This window comes from Lacrimispora indolis DSM 755, from assembly GCF_000526995.1.
Taxonomy (GTDB): Bacteria; Bacillota; Clostridia; order Lachnospirales; family Lachnospiraceae; genus Lacrimispora; species Lacrimispora indolis.
Window position 1 is genome coordinate 4888303 of the sequence record NZ_AZUI01000001.1, and the last position, 18125, is coordinate 4906427.

The window sequence follows — 18125 nt, forward strand, 5'->3', positions numbered from 1 at the left end:
ATCCGGAATGAAAAAAGTCATTCAGAAATTATTTTCAAGAGAAAAAAGAAAGGGCCGGATAAAGGGGAAAAAGATCCTGATCCTTTTGATTGTAATTCTTGCAGTTCTGGCAGGAGCCATAGGAACAGTGAGCTATAAAAAGTCAAAGGAAGTCTCAGCTGCGGCAAAGAGCGTCAAAACAGCAAGGGTAACAAAGCAGGACATTGTTTCGGAACTGTCTTCCTCCGGCACCATTTCCCCTCTGAATACATATGAAATTACTTCTCTGGTTGAAGGAGAAGTAATTGCAGCAGATTTTGAAGAGGGAGATGAGGTGGAAAAGGGACAGATCCTCTATCAGATCGACACCTCCTCCATGGAATCGGAGATGACCTCCGTAAACAACTCCCTGGCCAGGGCTGAGGAAAATTATAAAGCCGCTCAGGATGATTATAATGCTGCTTTAAGTGATTACAGCGGGAATACCTACAAGTCCACGGAGAGCGGGTACATAAAATCTCTTTCCATTAAGGAAGGGGATAAAGTGGGGAACAATACGGAAATTGCCTCCATCTACGATGATAAAACCATGAAGATCAAGGTTCCCTTTCTTTCCGGTGAAGCTGCTCAGATAACGGCCGGCCAGGGAGCAATTCTGACCCTTACGGATACGGGAGAACAGATTCAAGGCGTTGTCTCCTCTGTCAGCAATATGGATGTGACTTTAACAGGCGGACGGATCGTCCGCTACGTTACCATTGAAGTGGAAAATCCAGGAGGCCTTACTACGGAGACCCCGGCCACAGCATCGGTGGGCGATTACGTATGTACCGTGGAATCAACCTTTGAGCCAAAACTTGAGACGACCATGAAAGCAGACTTATCTTCCAATGTGGAGGTGGGAACTCTGCTGGTCCATGAAGGGGATTATGTGGCAAAGGGCACTCCTATCTTTACAATGGAAAGCAGGTCCGCAGATAAGCTGATACGAACTTATAAAGATACCATGGAAAAGGCTCAGGAGACCCTGGAATCGGCTAAGAGCAAGCTGGAGAGCACCAGCGACACCTATGATAACTATACCATTACTGCCCCCATATCCGGGAAGGTCATTACTAAATCCGTAAAGGCAGGAGATAAGATCACCAAAAGCTCCAGCGGAAGTACGACCCTGGCAGTCATATACGATATGTCCGGCTATACCTTTAAAATGTCTGTGGATGAACTGGATGTCAAGTCCGTGAAAGTTGGCCAGGAGGTAACAGTTACAGCGGATGCGGTAACAGGTAAAACCTTTTCCGGCATTGTTACCAATGTGAGCCTGGAAAGTTCCACTTCAAACGGCGTTACCAATTATCCGGTTACCGTTACCTTAAATGACGGAATGGATGAGCTTCTTCCCGGCATGAACGTAGACGGAGTGATCATTCTGGACAAAGCAACCGATGTGCTGGCTGTTCCGGCAGATGCACTGATGCGGGGAAATCAGGTTTATGTAAAGGATGAAACAGTGAAAGAGGCCCAGGGAAACATACCGGCAGGCTTTAAAGCCATAGAAGTCACCACAGGACTGATCAATGATAATTACGTGGAGATTAAAAGCGGGCTGGAAGAAAACCAGGAAGTTTATGTTGCACAAACCACTGTAAGCAACACCAACGCTGTTATGATGCCAGGCGGCATGGGCGGCGTAAATGTAAATCCGGGAGGAGGCGGCTCTGATGGCAGATGGCGCAGCGGCGGTTCCGGAAGTGGTTCTGGCGGTAATTCCGGGGGTAATTCCGGCGGTGCAAGGCGCAACGGCGGCTGAAACACCGGAGGCTGAGGGCCCGGCAGCAGCGGCGGCCCTCGGCCCAAAAGGCAGCAAGGAGGTTGTAAAGCGTGGAAAATTCTTTGATTGAATTAAAGGATATTTATAAAGTATACCAGATGGGGGAGGAGGAGGTCCGGGCAAACAACGGAGTTTCCCTAACCATCTGCCGGGGAGAATTCGTGGCTATCGTAGGAAAGTCGGGAAGCGGAAAATCCACGCTCATGAACATCATAGGCGCACTGGATGTTCCCACCTCAGGAGAGTATCTTCTGGGCGGCGAGGATGTGGGAAGGATGTCGGACAATCAGCTGGCCGGGATACGGAATAAGATGATTGGCTTTATCTTTCAGCAGTATAATCTGCTTCCCAGACTGAATCTTCTTGAAAATGTGGAATTGCCCCTGCTGTATTCAGGGATAGGAGCCGCTGAACGGAACAACCGGGCCATGGCCTCCTTAGAGCGGGTAGGCCTGGCAGAAAAATGGAAAAACTTTCCCAATCAGCTTTCCGGAGGCCAGCAGCAAAGGGCCTCCATTGCAAGGGCGCTGGCAGGAGATCCCTCTCTGATTCTGGCCGATGAACCGACTGGGGCTCTGGATTCCAAAACCAGCCGGGAAGTTCTCAATTTCTTAAAAAAGCTGAACGATGAAGGGAATACCATTGTCATGATCACCCATGACAGCGCCATTGCACGGGAGGCCAGGCGGGTGATCCGGGTACACGATGGTAAGATTAATTTCGATGGAGACGTAAATGAATATTCTGCAATCCTTTAAAATGGCTTTAAAAAGCATCTGGGGAAATAAGATGCGTTCCTTTCTCACCATGCTGGGTATCATCATCGGCGTGGCATCGGTCATCATTCTGGTAAGCCTTGTAAACGGGCAGATGTCCTATATGACAGAAAGCTTTGCCAGCATGGGTACCAACCAGATCAACGTCAACGTGACCAATCTTTCATCCAGGTCCGTCACCGTTGATCAGATGTATGAATTTTATGAGGACAACAGGAGCCTTTTTGCCCAGATGACGCCAAGGGTTTCCTTATCCTCTACTTTAAAAAACGGGACGGAGTCCCTGACAAATACCACGGTATCCGGCGTCAGCGAGGAATACTTAGAAATGAAGGATCAGACTCTGGATTCAGGGCGGTTTCTTCAGTATTCCGATATTCTATCCAGACAAAAGGTCTGTGTGGCAGGTTATTATGTTGCCTGGGAATTATACGGAGGAGCGGAAAAAGCCATTGGCCAGACTATTAAAATAAACGGTTATGCTTACCAGATCATTGGCGTGGTTTCCAGACAGGATGATTCGGAACTTAAGGCCGGCGGCTCGGACGACGTTTTATATCTCCCCTACAGCAGTGCTGCCAAGATGAATAACACTGCCGACATAAACAGCTATGTATTTGCAACTGCTGATATGGATCATACCACAGAGGCAAAGGAAGCGATTAACACCTTTCTTTTTGAGATCTTAAAGGATGAGGACTTATTCCGGATCACAGCCATGAGTGAGCTTTTGGATTCCTTAAATTCCATGATCTCCATGATGTCCATGATGCTTGGCGGAATCGCGGGGATCTCGCTGCTGGTAGCCGGAGTGGGGGTCATGAACATCATGCTGGTGTCGGTAACAGAGCGGACCAGGGAGATCGGGATCCGAAAAGCTTTGGGTGCAAAAAAACGCAACATCATGCAGCAGTTTGTAATAGAAGCCGCAGTTACCAGTTCTCTCGGCGGAGTTGCCGGCATCTTGATAGGCTCTGTGGCAACGACCGTCATTGGAACAGCTATGGGGATGAATGCCACCCCAACACCCGGCGCCGTGGTAGTTTCCTTCAGTGTATCCGTAGGGATCGGCCTTTTGTTCGGCTACATGCCTGCCAGAAGGGCAGCTGATTTAAATCCCATTGACGCCCTGCGCAGTGAGTGATAATCCGATATTTTCCTGCAAATTCTTGCAAATATGACATATTGGTGATACTATTTGCATAGTTACCAAAGGAGTAGCTCATTTTTTGGGTTGCTCCTTTTGCGTCGAGGAAATTTAGAAGGATCATGAGAAAGGAAAGAAATTATGAAGGTTGTTGATATGCATTGTGATACGATTTCCGAGCTTTTTTACCGCAGGGAGGAGGGAAAGGAGTATTCTATCTTAAAGAATGACTGCCATATTGATTTGGAGCGCATGAAAAAGGGGGATTACTGCCTGCAGAACTTTGCCATGTTTACAAATCTTGCAAGACAGGAACATCCCTTTGAATATTGTATGAAGCTGGCTGACCTTTTTTTTACGGAGCTGGAAAAATACGAGGATATGATCGGCATTGTAAAAACTTACGAAGACATTGAAGAAAACCGGAGAAATGGGAAGATGTCTGCCATGCTCACCATAGAGGAGGGAGGCGTCTGCCAGGGAGAACTGGCATTTTTAAGGAATTTTTACCGGTTGGGAGTCCGTATGGCCACTCTTACCTGGAATTATAAAAACGAACTGGGGCATCCAAACCGGTTCTGGGAGGAAAAAGGAGAGGCCTTTTTCCAGCCGGAAATTGAGCTGGGTCTTACGGAAAAAGGGATCGCTTTTATTCAGGAGATGGAAAAGCTGGGAATGATCATCGATGTGTCCCATTTGTCAGATGCCGGAATTGAAGATGTGTTCCGCTATACGGAAAAGCCATTTGTAGCCAGCCATTCCAACGCCAGGACCATTGCTTCCCATCCCAGGAATTTAACGGATGATATGATCAAAAGGCTTTCAGAACGGGGCGGTGTGGCCGGGATCAATTATTGCGCCGATTTTCTTCATGACTGGAAAAAGGGAGATGGAGTTTTAAGCCGGCTGGAAGATATGATATTCCATATGAAGCATATGAAGCAGGTGGGAGGCATCCAGTGCATTGGCCTTGGATCGGATTTTGATGGGATCGGAGGAAATTTAGAGCTGAGATCTTCAGAAGATCTGCCCCTTCTGGAAGGTTATATGAAAAAAGAGGGATTCTCAGAAAGCGAAATAGAAGCGGTCTTTTATGGGAATGTCCTTCGGGTCTATAAGGAAATTTTACATTAAGACAAAAATTTACATAAATTTTACATTTATGTGCATCTTACTTTACATAGATTTGATATAGTACTTACATAACATGTCTTATCATGAAAAATCAGGAGGAAGCTATGTCAATCGCAGATATACAAATGCTATTTAAATTCATTGGAGGACTGGGGATGTTCCTCTATGGAATGGATGCCATGGCCGATGGGCTTCAAAAGTCCGCAGGCCATAAGATGCAGCAGCTTTTAGGAGTTCTGACCAGCAACCGGCTCATGGGTGTGCTTTTGGGAACAGGAATTACCGCCATCATCCAGAGCAGCTCGGCCACCACAGTTATGGTAGTTGGCTTTGTTAACGCCGGGATCATTAATCTGGCCCAGGCCGTGGGTATCATTATGGGCGCCAATATAGGAACCACCGTTACCAGCTGGATCGTATCCATGAGCGAATGGGGCGAAATGCTTAAACCTGAGTTTTTTGCTCCGGCACTGATTGGTGTGGGCGCTGTTTTAAGCCTTTTTACTGGCAGCGGAAAGAAAAAGCAGATCGGAGAAATTTTAGTCGGCTTTGGTGTGCTGTTTGTAGGACTTACATTTATGTCAGACTCCATCACTCCTTACCGGAATGCTCCTATTTTCAGCCAGGCATTTTCTATTTTGGGGAAAAATCCGTTTCTTGGAATTTTAGCAGGTCTTGTGGTTACCGGCATTATTCAGAGCTCTTCGGCATCTGTGGGAATTTTGCAGACCCTGGCGCTCAATGGAATCGTAAACTGGCAGTCAGCGATTTTCATCACCTTAGGACAAAATATCGGCACCTGTGTTACTGCCCTGCTTTCCAGCATAGGAGCAAATAAAACCGCAAAGCGTGCCGCTGTCATCCACCTGCTTTTTAATGTGACCGGCGCTGTGATCTTCGGCTGCATCATGTTTGTCGTATTTACGCTGAATCCGGTTTTCGCGGCTTCACGGATCAGCAGCGTGGGAATATCCATTTTCCATACCATATTCAATGTGAGCAATACCGTCATTTTATTCCCCTTTGCAGGACTTTTGGTAAAGGCCTCGGGAATCCTTGTCCGGGAAGATAAGAAGGAAGCTTCCATGGATTCCGATGCTCAGATGAAACGTCATCTGGATGACAGAATCCTGGAAACCCCTTCCTTTGCAATTGAAAACGTAAACCATGAGGTGGTGAACATGGGTTATGCTGCCATGGAGAACTTAGATCTTGCAGCGGCAGCTCTTCTCAGCAGCGATAAAGCAGAGGCAAAGCTGGTGGAAAAAATGGAACAGAAGATCAACGGTTATGAGAAAATACTTATTGATTATCTGGTGAAAATCAACAATCAGTCTTTAAATGAAGAACAGCATCTTCTGGTAAAAAATCTGTTCTATACGGTCAGCGATTTTGAAAGGGTCAGTGATCACTGTGAGAACTTATCTGAGCTTGCGGTTGAAAAAGCCAACCGGAACATTGTTTTCTCAAAGGAAGCAGAAAATGAGATCAAGGAAATGATCAAAGAAGTACGGTCCTCTCTGGAGCATGCAATAAAGGCAAGGGCAACTTCCGACATGTCTGAGGTCCGTGCAGTGGTTCAGAGCGAGGAACGAGTGGACAGCCTGGAAGAGGAATTAAGAGAACGCCATATTGAGCGTTTATCTGCTCAGACCTGTAAACCGGAAAACGGAGTCGTCTTTTTGGATGCGCTGAGCAACCTGGAACGTATTTCAGACCATGCTCATAATATTGCCGGTTATGTGAGGGATGAAATGTAACAGAAGACGGCAGGAAAATGGAAAGGAGACTGTATGGAACTTATCTATGTAATTGAAGACGATGACAACATCAGAGATTTAATAAAAATTGCTCTGGAAGGTTTTGGCTATGAAGTTTCTGCTTTTGAGATGGCGGAGGATGCCTTAAAGCACATTGAAGCAGATAAGCCGGCGCTGGCTGTGTTTGATCTGATGCTTCCCGGCATGGACGGACTGACAGCTATCCGAAGAATACGTAAAAATGAGTCTTTAAAAGATATTCCTGTTCTTATCCTGACAGCAAAAGACAGGGAATTTGATAAGGTGGCAGGACTGGATGGCGGAGCCGACGATTATATGACAAAGCCCTTTGGAGTTATGGAGCTGGCAGCCAGAATCCGAAGCCTTCTGCGCCGCAGCACCAGAGACCAGGCTTCAGCAAATGAACTGAACCAGTACTGCCTGAGTCTCAACAAAAAAACAAGAGAAGTCCACTGTGACGGCGTTAAGGTGGAACTGACCTTAAAGGAGTTTGATCTTTTACAGTATTTAATGGAAAATCATAATAAGGTCGTCACCAGAGATGAGCTTTTAAACCACATCTGGGGATATGATTACGATGGAGAAACCAGGACCCTGGACATGCATATCCGTACTCTCCGGCAAAAGCTGGGAGAAAACGGAGGTTCCTGCATCAAGACGATCCGAGGTGTGGGCTACCGTTTTATTAAGGCAGAAGAGTAAGGAATTCTATGACCTGGCTGCATATGTGCAGAATGGAGGAGTCTATGAGAAGTGTGATCTTTAAGAAATTTATCCAGATCATTCTGGTTGTGCTGATACTCAGTAGTGCTGTTTTTTATATTGCCTCCAGCAGCGCATTGCTTAAAAATTCCAGAAAGGATATGACCTACACTCTAAAGGCCATGGATGAGATTCTGGATTATTCCGGCAATCTTGACGGAGAGATAGAGGATCTTAAGCAGACACTCACCGAAAATCAAAGCCGATTTACAATCATACGCATGGATGGAAGTGTTGCGGCCGATACTGGAAATGTACCGGCTGCTTCCCTGGATAATCATTTAGACAGGGAAGAAGTGAAGGAGGCTCTTGCAGAGGGGGCCGGCACGGCCAGGCGTTATTCAGAGACTCTTAAAGAAAACATGCTGTATGTTGCCATCCGTTCCTCACAGGCGGATTATATTCTTCGTATGGCCATTCCCTATTCCGGAATGAAAGAATATTTAATGCTCCTGTTACCTGCCATCTGGCTCAGCTTTCTCTTGGCCATCATGTATTCCGCCTTTTCTGCAGACAGCTTTTCTAAATCCATAACAAAGCCGTTAAAGGAAATTTCTCAGGAGATGCTGAAAGTAAACGGAGATTACACTGATCTTTCCTTTGAAACCTACCAATATCCGGAAATTAATATTATCGCAGAAACGACCAGGTCAATGTCTACGAATATAAAGGAATATTTAAACCAGATCGAGCTGGAAAAGCAGATCCGTCAGGAATTTTTCAGCAATGCCTCTCATGAGCTGAAAACCCCAATCACATCGGTTCAGGGATATGCGGAGCTTCTGGAAAGCGGGATCATCCAGGATGAAGAACAAAAGATGGATTTCATAAGACGCATCAAAAAGGAAGCGGTCAATATGAATCATCTCATCAATGACATTCTAATGATCTCCCGGCTGGAAGCAAAGGAAGCAGAGGTTTTAAAAAGCGATGTGCGCCTGTCCATTCTTTTAAACGATATCGTGGAATCCTTAAAGCCTTTGGTGGCGTCTCATGAAGTCATCATCCATGTGGACTGCAAGCCTCTTTGCATCTATGCCAATGGGCAGCAGATGAAAGAGCTTTTCGGGAATCTCATAAGCAATGCGGTAAAGTACAACAAGCCCGGTGGCCAGGTGTGGGTCACTGTGACAGAAGAGGACCGCAATGTGTTAATCCGCGTAAAGGATAATGGAATGGGCATTCCAAAAGAATCTTTAAGCCGTATTTTTGAGCGCTTTTACCGGGTGGACAAAGGGCGGAGCAAAAAGCAGGGAGGAACCGGCCTTGGACTTTCCATTGTAAAGCATATTGTAAATTTCTATCATGGGACCATTACCGTCCGCTCAGAGCTTGATGTGGGGACGGAATTTGTCGTAAAGATTCCAATTCAGGAAAAAATGTGTTAATATTGATTCAGCAAATGATAGGAGGTGTACAGATATGGGAAGTTTTATTTTAACCTGCTGTTCAACGGTAGACAGGAAGAAGGAGTTTTTTGAGCAGCGTCAGATTCCCTATGTGTGTTTTCACTATACAATGGATGGCGTTACTTATCCGGATGATTTAGGGCAGAGCATTCCCTTTCCGGAATTTTATGACCGGATCGCCAAAGGCGCAACACCGGTGACTTCACAGGTCAATGTGGAAGAATATTGTAATTTTTTTGAACCGTTTTTAAAGGAAGGCAAGGATATTCTGCACCTCACCCTTTCTTCCGGCATATCAGGAACCTATAATTCCGCATGTGTGGCCAGAGAAGAGATGAGTTCCAGATACCCGGAAAGAAAGATCATTGTTGTAGATTCCCTGGCCGCTTCTGCCGGCTATGGACTTTTGACTGAGGCAGTGGCAGACTTAAGGGACAAAGGCGTTTCCCTGGAGGAAGCCTGGGAATGGACGGAGAATAACAAATTATTTGTACATCACTGGTTTTTTTCCACCGACTTAACCAGCTTTAAGCGGGGCGGCAGGATTTCAGCTACCTCTGCAATGCTTGGAACGGTTCTTAACATCTGCCCTCTTATGAGCATTGATGACAAGGGGCATTTGATTCCAAGACAGAAGATCCGTACCAAGAAAAAGGCCATCCAGGAGATCGTAAATACCATGGAGGCCCATGCAAAGGGCGGAAGGGATTACAACGGAAAATGCTTCATTTCTTATTCCGCCTGTGAAAACGACGCCAGAGAAGTGGCCGCCCTGGTAGAAGAACGCTTCCCCGGTTTATCCGGAAATGTGGTGTTAAACAGCATTGGCGCTGTCATCGGCTCCCATACCGGACCTGGTACTGTTGCACTGTTTTTCTGGGGCGATAAACGAATGGATTAGACCAGGAAAAGAATCAATTAAAGGTTTTATCCCGGAGAGGGTTTTCCTAATTATTAGGATGTTCTCCGGGATTTTCTTTTACATAAATGACAAAATGTGATAAGATAAAGGCTGATTGCAGAAAAAAGGAGAGCTCTTATGAAGGGAAAAAATTCGGCACATGTGGCAGCGTTGTACGGGATGCTGATTGCACTGGCGTTTGTGCTCAGCTTTGTAGAAACCCTCATCCCCATTTCCCTTGGGATACCGGGAGTAAAGCTGGGACTCGCCAATCTGGTCACGGTTGTGGGGCTCTATACGGTCGGAGCAGGCGGTACGGTTATCATCTCGCTTTTGCGGATCGTTCTCACCGGCTTCACCTTTGGGAACCTGTTTGCCATGCTCTACAGCCTGGGAGGCTGGAGCTTAAGCCTTCTTATCATGGTCCTTTGCAGGAAGAAAAACTGGATCGGCACAACGGGCATCAGTATTCTGGGAGGTGTGGGACATAACATCGGACAAGTCTGCGTGGCCGCCCTTGTGGTCAAGCAGGCCGGAGTGTTCTTTTATCTCCCCATGCTTCTGATCTCCGGTACGGCCGCAGGACTTGTCATAGGGATTCTGGGAGGCATGATCATAAACCGGATCAGTGGTTTTATAAAAAAAATGCAGTAAAAACAAAATAAATCGTATTGTTTTGCAGCTTTGGGAAAGGTATAATGAGATAGAATATACGGAGAAAAAGAAACCAGGAGGGATACCACAATGATTGATGAGGCAATTAAGAAACTGGTGCAGTATGGACTTAACACAGGCTTGATCGAGGAAGAGGACCGGTTTTATGCCCTTAACCAGATCCTTGACGTGATGATGATGGACGAGTATGAGGAACAGCCGGGAGAATGCGGGGAAATAGAGCTGGAAGCTGTTTTGAAGGAATTGCTTGATTATGCCTGCCAGACCGGAATCATAGAGGAAGACAGTGTTACATACCGGGATTTATTTGATACAAAGCTGATGAACTGCCTGATGCCAAGACCCAGCGAAATAGGAAAGACGTTCTGGGAGCTGTACCAAAGCCAGTCCCCCCAGGCAGCGACCGGATATTATTATAAGCTGAGCCAGGATTCCGATTATATCAGACGGTACCGGATCAAAAAGGATATGCGTTGGGTGACCCCTACCAAATACGGAGAACTGGACATTACGGTAAACTTATCAAAGCCTGAGAAGGATCCGAAGGCCATTGCAGCGGCAAAGCATGCAAAACAAAGCGGTTATCCCAAATGCCAGCTTTGCATGGAGAATGAGGGCTATGCAGGAAGGACAAACCATCCTGCCAGAAATAACCACAGGATCATCCGTCTTGAGATCAACAACAGCCAGTGGGGCTTTCAGTATTCCCCCTACGTTTACTATAATGAACACTGCATCGTTTTCAACGGACAGCATATTCCCATGAAGATAGAGAGAGAGACCTTTGTAAAACTGTTTGATTTTGTAAAACTGTTTCCTCATTATTTTCTTGGCTCCAATGCGGATCTGCCCATTGTAGGAGGTTCCATTCTTTCCCATGACCATTTTCAGGGAGGAAATTATGATTTTGCCATGGCAAAGGCTCCAATGGAGAGCTGTTTCCGGATAGAAGGCTTCGACAATGTGGAAGCCGGAATCGTGAAATGGCCCATGTCCGTACTGCGTACCAGAAGCAAAAATCCAGAAGATTTAATCGCACTTGGAACAAAGGTTCTTAATGCCTGGAGGGCTTATACGGACGAGGAATTCTTTGTCTTTGCTGAAACAGACGGAGAGCCTCACAACACCATTACCCCCATTGCCAGAATGCGGGATGGCGTATATGAGCTGGACCTGGTTTTAAGAAACAATATCACCACGGAAGAATTTCCTCTTGGCGTTTACCATCCCCATCAGGAGCTTCATCACATTAAGAAGGAAAATATCGGCTTAATTGAGGTCATGGGATTGGCGGTTCTGCCTTCCAGGCTGAAGGAAGAGCTGAATCTCCTGGCTGAATGTATTGTGGAAGGAAAGAACATAAGAGAACAGGAAGCCATTGAAAAACACGCGGACTGGGCGGAGGCTTTTTTAAAAAATTATGAAGCAGTGACAAAGGAAAATGTGGAGGATATTTTAAAGAAGGAAGTTGGTCTGGTATTTGAACGGGTGTTGGAGGATTCCGGCGTTTATAAATGTGATGAGCTTGGACGGAAGGGATTTGCACGGTTCCTTGCAGACGTGGGATTTACCCCTTGTTCACAATAGAAAGACTGTGAGAATATCAGATGGATTGGTGTTTGTAATTACCGCCTCTTTGAGGTATATTCGAGTGGGAGTGAAAGGAAGTTTTAAATTCATTCCATAAACATACGGAACCGGCTAAAAGGAGCCGGAGGGGGACAGACAAACAGCCATGAAGCAGTTAGAAAACAAAACACTGAGAACGCTTACAGAGTATGGACTGATCACGTTCAGCATCTGGATTATGGTGGTGGGAATCTATTTTTTCAAATTCCCTAATAATTTTGCATTCGGAGGTGTCACAGGGTTTGCAACAGTAATCAGTGCATTGACCCATTGGTCGGCCAGTGAGTTTACGAATATCGTGAACACGGCTCTTTTGGTAGCCGGCTTTCTGTTTCTGGGGCGGAGTTTTGGAATCAAAACAGTTTACGCCACCATTATGATGTCAGCATCACTCTATTTTTTAGAACGGCTGTATCCCATGACTAGGCCGCTGACTACGGAACCGCTTTTGGAATTGATCTTTGCCATCCTTTTACCAAGCGTTGGCTCTGCCATTCTTTTTAACGTGGGGGCTTCCAGCGGAGGGACGGATATTATTGCAATGATCCTGAAACGGTACACCAGCCTTAATATAGGTACAGTGCTTCTGCTGGTGGATGTGGCGGGTGTAATACTGGCATACTTTGTATTCGGACCGGAGACCGGATTATTCTCATCCCTTGGCTTAATGGCCAAATCTCTTGTCATTGGCGATGTCATTGAGAATATCAACCTTTGCAAATGCTTCAGTATCATCTGTGATGACCCGGTGCCCATTTGTGATTACATCATTCACGTGCTTAACCGGAGCGCCACAGTTTACGAGGCACAGGGAGCTTTCAGCCATCATAAAAAGACCGTCATATTAACAACCATGAAACGTTCCCAGGCGCTGAAACTTAAAAACTATATACGTACCGTGGAACCCACTGCATTTATACTGATATCCAATTCCAGTGAGATTATAGGAAAGGGATTTCTTGCCAATTAAAAAAGACCGGAGAACAGAGATTCTCCGGTCTTTTTGACGAATGAAATGGACTATATGGGATTTTTATCGTAAATTTTGACGAAAATGTACTTTAACGCTTTAAAAACATATAAAATTAAAGTAATAAAATTGACGGCTTGTCTTTTTTGTAGTATGATACGAATTAAGTTCCAGAAAGGACGAGATTTTGGAAGGAAGAGGAGAGAAGATTATGAAGAAATCAGCAAAAGTATTATCACTGGTTCTCGCCGGCGCCATGATGATGTCCATGACAGCATGCGGAAGTAAAGCTCCGGAAACTACTACTGCGGCACCGGAAACCACCACAGCAGCAGAGAATACAAGTGAAGCGGCGGAATCCACAGCAGAAAAGACTGCAGACGGAAAGCAGTTTAAAATCGGGGTTCTTCAGCTTGTGCAGCATGCAGCCCTGGATGCCTCCAATAAGGGCTTTATCCAGGCCCTTGACGATGCAGGTCTTAACTATACCGTTGACCAGCAGAATGCATCCGGCGACCAGCCTACCTGTCAGACCATTGCCAGCAAGCTGGTCAATGATAAAGACGATTTGATTCTCGCCATCGCAACACCGGCGGCTCAGGCCGTGGCAGGAGCTACGAGCGATATCCCGGTTCTGGTGACAGCGGTCACTGATCCTGCATCTTCGGATTTGGTGGAAAGCAACGATAATCCGGGCGGAAATGTCAGCGGTACCTCTGATTTGACCCCTGTGAAGGAGCAGATCTCCCTGTTAAAGAAGATTCTCCCCGATGCTAAGACTGTAGGAATCCTTTACTGTTCTTCAGAATCCAACTCAGAGATCCAGGCCAAGATGGCAAAAGATGCCATTGAAGCGGAAGGCATGACTGCAGTGGATTACACCGTATCCAATTCCAACGAGATCCAGACAGTAGTTACCTCCATGGTAGGCAAGGTAGATGCCATCTATGCGCCAACCGATAATACTGTTGCAGCAGGTATGGCAACAGTGAGCATGGTAGCCATTGAAAACAAAATCCCGGTAATCTGCGGCGAAGAAGGCATGGTAAATGCAGGCGGTCTTGCTACTTACGGAATTGATTATTATGAACTGGGTTACTTAACCGGTCAGCAGGCAGTGAAGATATTAACAGAGGGTGCGGACATCTCCAAGATGCCTATTGAGTATCTTCCTTTGGATAAGTGCAAGCTGACTGTCAACGAGGAAACAGCAAAGACCCTTGGGATCGATGTTTCCAGCCTTAAATAGGCAGATTTAAACAGGAATGAGCGGCAGGCGGCGCCTATTTGACTGGCCCGCCTGTCAACCATAGATGCTTTACATAAAGAATGGGGCTTTCATTTTTTATGTAAGGCATTTATGCCTATGATCGCCCTACGGGTATACTTTACGCCCCAAGTACATGGGCAGGAAATATGAACGCCTTTCTGGCATACCTTTATGCCCCAAGTACATGGGCAGGAAATATGAAATGAGAAAATATGCGGAGGAATGATAGATGAGTGGTTTACTGATATCCCTTCAGGATGCAGTTGTTCAGGGAGTTTTATGGGGGATTATGGTTTTAGGTGTTTACATCACCTATAAACTGTTAGATATTGCCGATTTGACGGTAGATGGTAGTTTTGCAATGGGCGGCTGTGTATGCGCCGTCATGATATTGAATTTTAATGTCGATCCCTGGGTTGCCTTGGGGATGGCGGCCATAGCCGGGATGGCGGCCGGAGCGGTAACCGGATTGTTACATACAATCTTTGAAATACCCGCGATTCTGGCCGGAATTCTGACGCAGATCGGGCTTTGGTCCATCAATCTCCGGATCATGGGAGGAAAAAGCAACGTACCGCTTTTAAAGACGGATACGATTATGTCTAAATTCATAGCGGTAAGCGGATTAAGCAAACAGGCTGCCGCCATGATCATCGGAATCGGGGCTGCAATTATTATGATTGCACTGCTTTACTGGTTCTTTGGAACGGAAATCGGCAGTGCCATGCGGGCTACTGGCAATAATCAGGCTATGATCCGTGCCCAGGGCGTCAATACCAACTGGACAAAGCTTCTGGCACTTACCTTAAGCAACGGGCTTGTGGGGATTTCAGGAGGACTGGTGTGTCAAAGCCAGAAATATGCGGATATCGGTATGGGGACTGGTGCCATTGTCATCGGCCTTGCCGCTATTGTTATCGGTGATGTGCTTATGGGAAGATTACGATCCTTTGGAAGCAAACTCACCTCTGCAGTAGTCGGCTCCGTCATATATTTTGTAATCCGTGCCGTTGTTTTGAGAATGGGTATGGATGCCAATGATATGAAGCTGTTGTCGGCTGGGATCGTAGCTGTAGCGCTTTGCGTTCCGGTCATGGTAAACAAATGGCGCATCAGGAAAGCTTATACAGAGGGAGGAGAATAAACTGTGCTGGATATTAAGAATGTCAGAAAAACGTTTAATAAAAATACCATAAATGAAAAAAAAGCATTAAATGGCATTGATCTCCATCTGAATGAAGGCGATTTTGTCACTGTGATCGGCGGAAACGGAGCGGGAAAATCCACGATGCTTAATATGATAGCAGGAGTGTATCCCATTGATTCCGGCAAGATCCAGATCGATGGAATTAACATATCCAGGGATCCCGAGTATAAAAGAGCCAAGTACATCGGAAGAGTGTTTCAGGATCCTATGATGGGAACAGCCGCCGGAATGGAGATACAGGAAAATATGGCGCTGGCCTATCGCCGGGGACAGGGAAGAGGCCTTGCCTGGGGAATCAGGGCAAATGAAAAGGCATTTTACCATGAGGCCCTTAAAAAGCTTGGACTTGGGCTTCAGGACCGTATGACCAACAAGGTGGGACTTCTTTCAGGCGGTCAGAGACAGGCGCTTACCCTTTTGATGGCGACCTTAAAGAAGCCAAAGCTTCTTCTGCTTGATGAACATACTGCCGCACTTGATCCAAAGACAGCCAGAAAGGTTCTGGAGATCACTCAGGAAATTGTGAAGGAGCAGAATCTTACCACGCTTATGATCACCCATAACATGAAGGATGCCATCCAGATTGGCAACCGTCTTGTGATGATGCATGAAGGACGCATCATTTATGATATTTCAGGGGAAGAAAAAAAGAAGCTGGAAGTGGAAGACTTACTTAAGAAGTTTGAGGAAGCCAGCGGTGAAGAATTTTCCAACGACAGAATGATTCTGGCAAAATAGCAGGTAAAAAACATGGGACAGGAGCCCTTTATATGTGCTTCCTGCCCTGTGTTTTTTTGTTTTAATGTCCGGAGATTCATTATCAAGGTATTTCCCGGATATATCTTTTTTAATTGTTTGTAACATAATCTTAATAATTTTTTATGAGACCTGTATCGCAAAGAATGACATTTTATGCTATAATTAGACAGATAGGCTCATAGCCTGAATCGGCTTTCCGCTAGAAAACAGGAAGATGGAGAGAAAGTACAGGATGGAAAACAATAACGAGAAAAAAGATTATACAATCCGTTTGGATAAGGCCAGAAAAAAACGCAGCCAGAATGATTACAAGAAACTTATGACACTGGGAGGCGCAGCGGTTCTTTGCGTGGCAGTCATTTCAGCGGCGGGAATGTCGATAAAAAATCACATGTCTGCAAAGCCGGCGGGCCTTGCCACAGGATCTGATGCCTCTGCCCAAAAGCCGGAGGAATCAGCGGATTTAAAGGTTAAAGCTGAATCTGAGTCTGCTGCCCAGGCCGCAAAGGAAAAAGAGGAAAAAGAAACGGTAATAAATTCCTATAAGAATTTGGGAATCATCCAGGTATCGGGCTATTTAAATGTGAGAAAGGCACCTGGTACCGAGGAAGATGTAATTGGAAAGCTTCAGGGAGACAGTGCCTGTGATATCCTTGAGAATACAGAATCCGGATGGTTTAAAATATCTTCCGGCGGAATTGAAGGATACATAAATTCTGAATATGTCCTGACAGGGGAAGATGCAAAGACAAAAGCAATGGACTTGGTAAAGCTGAGGGCTGTCGTCCAGACCGACAATATGAACATCAGGAAGGAACCTTCCACCAGTTCGGATGTGGTGGGTCAGGCACTTTTAAATGAGCGGTATGAGGTCATAGGACAGACGGAGGGCTGGGTACAAATTCCCACTGGGTATCTGTCCGCAGACTACGTAAATCTGGAATACGGACTGAACGAGGCCAGAAAGCTGGATTTAAAGGCAATGATATTTAATCTATACAAGAATATCGGGATTTCAGATGTGGATAATTATCTGAATGTAAGAGAAGAGCCCAGCGAAAACGGCAAAATCATCGGGAAAATGCCCAGCAAAGCAGCAGGAAACATTTTGGAGACTACTGAAGACGGATGGTATAAGATCCAGTCCGGCAATATTACAGGCTATGTAAAGTCCGATTATATCCTCACAGGACCGGCGGCAAAGGATGAAGCAATGCAGGTGGCGGAGCTTATGGCCATTGTAAACACGGATATGTTAAATGCCAGGACTGAGCCTTCCACTGATTCAAAGATATGGACGCAGATATCCAACAATGAGCGGTATCCTGTATTAAAGCAGATTGACGGCTGGATTGAGATCGAGCTGGAGGAAAACAGCAGCGCTTACGTATCCACAGATTTTGTGGATGTCCGGTATGCGCTTCCTGAGGCCATCAAATTTTCCCCGTTGGAGGAAAAGGCCAATGCACAGGCTTCCCTCAGGACCCAGATCGTAAATTATGCCCTGCAGTTTTTGGGAAATCCTTATGTGTGGGGAGGAACCAGCTTAACGAAAGGGGCTGATTGTTCCGGTTTCACTTTATCTGTTTATGCTCATTTCGGCATCGGGCTGCCTCATTACTCCGGCTCTCAGGCAGGCATGGGCAAGGCGGTAAAATCCAGTGAGATGAGACCCGGAGACCTGATCTATTATGCAGACAGCAAAGGAACCATCAACCATGTGGCCATGTATATCGGAAACGGTCAGATCGTACATGCAGCCAGCAGGCGAAGCGGTATAAAAATATCTACATGGAATTACCGGACACCGGTAAGGATCCGAAATATGATCGGTGATTGATTTAAGGCTTCCGGATTGAAATTTAATTGATATTTCGATTAAATTTCAATCCGGG

15 protein-coding genes are annotated in these 18125 nt (G+C 46.0%); all 15 read left to right on the plus strand.

What is annotated here, in order from left to right:
* The first annotated feature begins 7 nt into the window (after nucleotides 1-7).
* The 15 genes from K401_RS0123805 (at nucleotide 8) to K401_RS0123880 (ending at nucleotide 18070) form a co-directional block, all read left to right on the plus strand.
* Nucleotides 8-1789, plus strand: coding sequence for an efflux RND transporter periplasmic adaptor subunit (locus K401_RS0123805; RefSeq protein WP_024295295.1), 1782 nt, complete (start codon nucleotides 8-10; stop codon nucleotides 1787-1789).
* A 119-nt stretch (nucleotides 1790-1908) separates the two neighbouring features.
* Nucleotides 1909-2568: an ABC transporter ATP-binding protein gene (locus K401_RS0123810; protein ID WP_084493144.1), complete on the plus strand. Its 660-nt coding sequence runs from the start codon at nucleotides 1909-1911 to the stop codon at nucleotides 2566-2568.
* Nucleotides 2552-3730, plus strand: coding sequence for an ABC transporter permease (locus K401_RS0123815; protein ID WP_024295297.1), 1179 nt, complete (start codon nucleotides 2552-2554; stop codon nucleotides 3728-3730). The genes K401_RS0123810 and K401_RS0123815 overlap by 17 nt, the downstream gene beginning before the upstream one ends.
* A 144-nt stretch (nucleotides 3731-3874) precedes the next feature.
* Nucleotides 3875-4867 carry a dipeptidase gene (locus K401_RS0123820; protein WP_024295298.1) on the plus strand — a complete coding sequence of 331 codons (993 nt, stop codon included), beginning with the start codon at nucleotides 3875-3877 and terminating at the stop codon, nucleotides 4865-4867.
* A gap of 104 nt (nucleotides 4868-4971) precedes the next feature.
* The gene (locus tag K401_RS0123825; protein WP_024295299.1) at nucleotides 4972-6627 is read left to right on the plus strand and encodes a Na/Pi cotransporter family protein; all 1656 of its coding nucleotides are present in this window, start codon (nucleotides 4972-4974) and stop codon (nucleotides 6625-6627) included.
* Between the two features lie 33 nt (nucleotides 6628-6660).
* Nucleotides 6661-7350 (plus strand): response regulator transcription factor, encoded by a 690-nt coding sequence (locus tag K401_RS0123830; protein WP_024295300.1) that lies wholly within the window; start codon nucleotides 6661-6663, stop codon nucleotides 7348-7350.
* 44 nt (nucleotides 7351-7394) lie between these two features.
* Nucleotides 7395-8798 (plus strand): sensor histidine kinase, encoded by a 1404-nt coding sequence (locus K401_RS0123835; RefSeq protein ID WP_024295301.1) that lies wholly within the window; start codon nucleotides 7395-7397, stop codon nucleotides 8796-8798.
* Nucleotides 8799-8832: 34 nt separating this feature from the next.
* Nucleotides 8833-9720 (plus strand): DegV family protein, encoded by an 888-nt coding sequence (locus K401_RS0123840; protein ID WP_024295302.1) that lies wholly within the window; start codon nucleotides 8833-8835, stop codon nucleotides 9718-9720.
* Nucleotides 9721-9858: 138 nt separating this feature from the next.
* On the plus strand, nucleotides 9859-10374 hold the full coding sequence (locus K401_RS0123845; RefSeq protein WP_024295303.1) for a Gx transporter family protein: 516 nt from the start codon (nucleotides 9859-9861) through the stop codon (nucleotides 10372-10374).
* A 90-nt stretch (nucleotides 10375-10464) separates the two neighbouring features.
* Nucleotides 10465-11982 (plus strand): UDP-glucose--hexose-1-phosphate uridylyltransferase, encoded by a 1518-nt coding sequence (galT, locus tag K401_RS0123850; protein ID WP_024295304.1) that lies wholly within the window; start codon nucleotides 10465-10467, stop codon nucleotides 11980-11982.
* Between the two features lie 148 nt (nucleotides 11983-12130).
* Nucleotides 12131-12994 (plus strand): YitT family protein, encoded by an 864-nt coding sequence (locus tag K401_RS0123855; protein WP_024295305.1) that lies wholly within the window; start codon nucleotides 12131-12133, stop codon nucleotides 12992-12994.
* Between the two features lie 211 nt (nucleotides 12995-13205).
* Nucleotides 13206-14243, plus strand: coding sequence for an ABC transporter substrate-binding protein (locus tag K401_RS0123860; RefSeq protein ID WP_024295306.1), 1038 nt, complete (start codon nucleotides 13206-13208; stop codon nucleotides 14241-14243).
* A 250-nt stretch (nucleotides 14244-14493) separates the two neighbouring features.
* Nucleotides 14494-15408, plus strand: a complete 915-nt coding sequence (locus K401_RS0123865) for an ABC transporter permease (protein ID WP_024295307.1) — start codon at nucleotides 14494-14496, stop codon at nucleotides 15406-15408.
* A gap of 3 nt (nucleotides 15409-15411) precedes the next feature.
* Nucleotides 15412-16209 carry an ABC transporter ATP-binding protein gene (locus K401_RS0123870; protein WP_024295308.1) on the plus strand — a complete coding sequence of 266 codons (798 nt, stop codon included), beginning with the start codon at nucleotides 15412-15414 and terminating at the stop codon, nucleotides 16207-16209.
* Nucleotides 16210-16462: 253 nt separating this feature from the next.
* Nucleotides 16463-18070: a C40 family peptidase gene (locus tag K401_RS0123880; RefSeq protein WP_024295309.1), complete on the plus strand. Its 1608-nt coding sequence runs from the start codon at nucleotides 16463-16465 to the stop codon at nucleotides 18068-18070.
* Nucleotides 18071-18125: the final 55 nt, after the last annotated feature.

Coding starts and splice junctions, on each gene's coding strand:
- K401_RS0123805 (WP_024295295.1), top strand. CDS start 8: ATGAAAAAAGTCATTCAGAAATTATTTTCAAGAGAAAAAAGAAAGGGC.
- K401_RS0123810 (WP_084493144.1), top strand. CDS start 1,909: ATGGGGGAGGAGGAGGTCCGGGCAAACAACGGAGTTTCCCTAACCATC.
- K401_RS0123820 (WP_024295298.1), top strand. CDS start 3,875: ATGAAGGTTGTTGATATGCATTGTGATACGATTTCCGAGCTTTTTTAC.
- K401_RS0123825 (WP_024295299.1), top strand. CDS start 4,972: ATGTCAATCGCAGATATACAAATGCTATTTAAATTCATTGGAGGACTG.
- K401_RS0123830 (WP_024295300.1), top strand. CDS start 6,661: ATGGAACTTATCTATGTAATTGAAGACGATGACAACATCAGAGATTTA.
- K401_RS0123835 (WP_024295301.1), top strand. CDS start 7,395: ATGAGAAGTGTGATCTTTAAGAAATTTATCCAGATCATTCTGGTTGTG.
- K401_RS0123840 (WP_024295302.1), top strand. CDS start 8,833: ATGGGAAGTTTTATTTTAACCTGCTGTTCAACGGTAGACAGGAAGAAG.
- K401_RS0123845 (WP_024295303.1), top strand. CDS start 9,859: ATGAAGGGAAAAAATTCGGCACATGTGGCAGCGTTGTACGGGATGCTG.
- galT (WP_024295304.1), top strand. CDS start 10,465: ATGATTGATGAGGCAATTAAGAAACTGGTGCAGTATGGACTTAACACA.
- K401_RS0123855 (WP_024295305.1), top strand. CDS start 12,131: ATGAAGCAGTTAGAAAACAAAACACTGAGAACGCTTACAGAGTATGGA.
- K401_RS0123860 (WP_024295306.1), top strand. CDS start 13,206: ATGAAGAAATCAGCAAAAGTATTATCACTGGTTCTCGCCGGCGCCATG.
- K401_RS0123865 (WP_024295307.1), top strand. CDS start 14,494: ATGAGTGGTTTACTGATATCCCTTCAGGATGCAGTTGTTCAGGGAGTT.
- K401_RS0123880 (WP_024295309.1), top strand. CDS start 16,463: ATGGAAAACAATAACGAGAAAAAAGATTATACAATCCGTTTGGATAAG.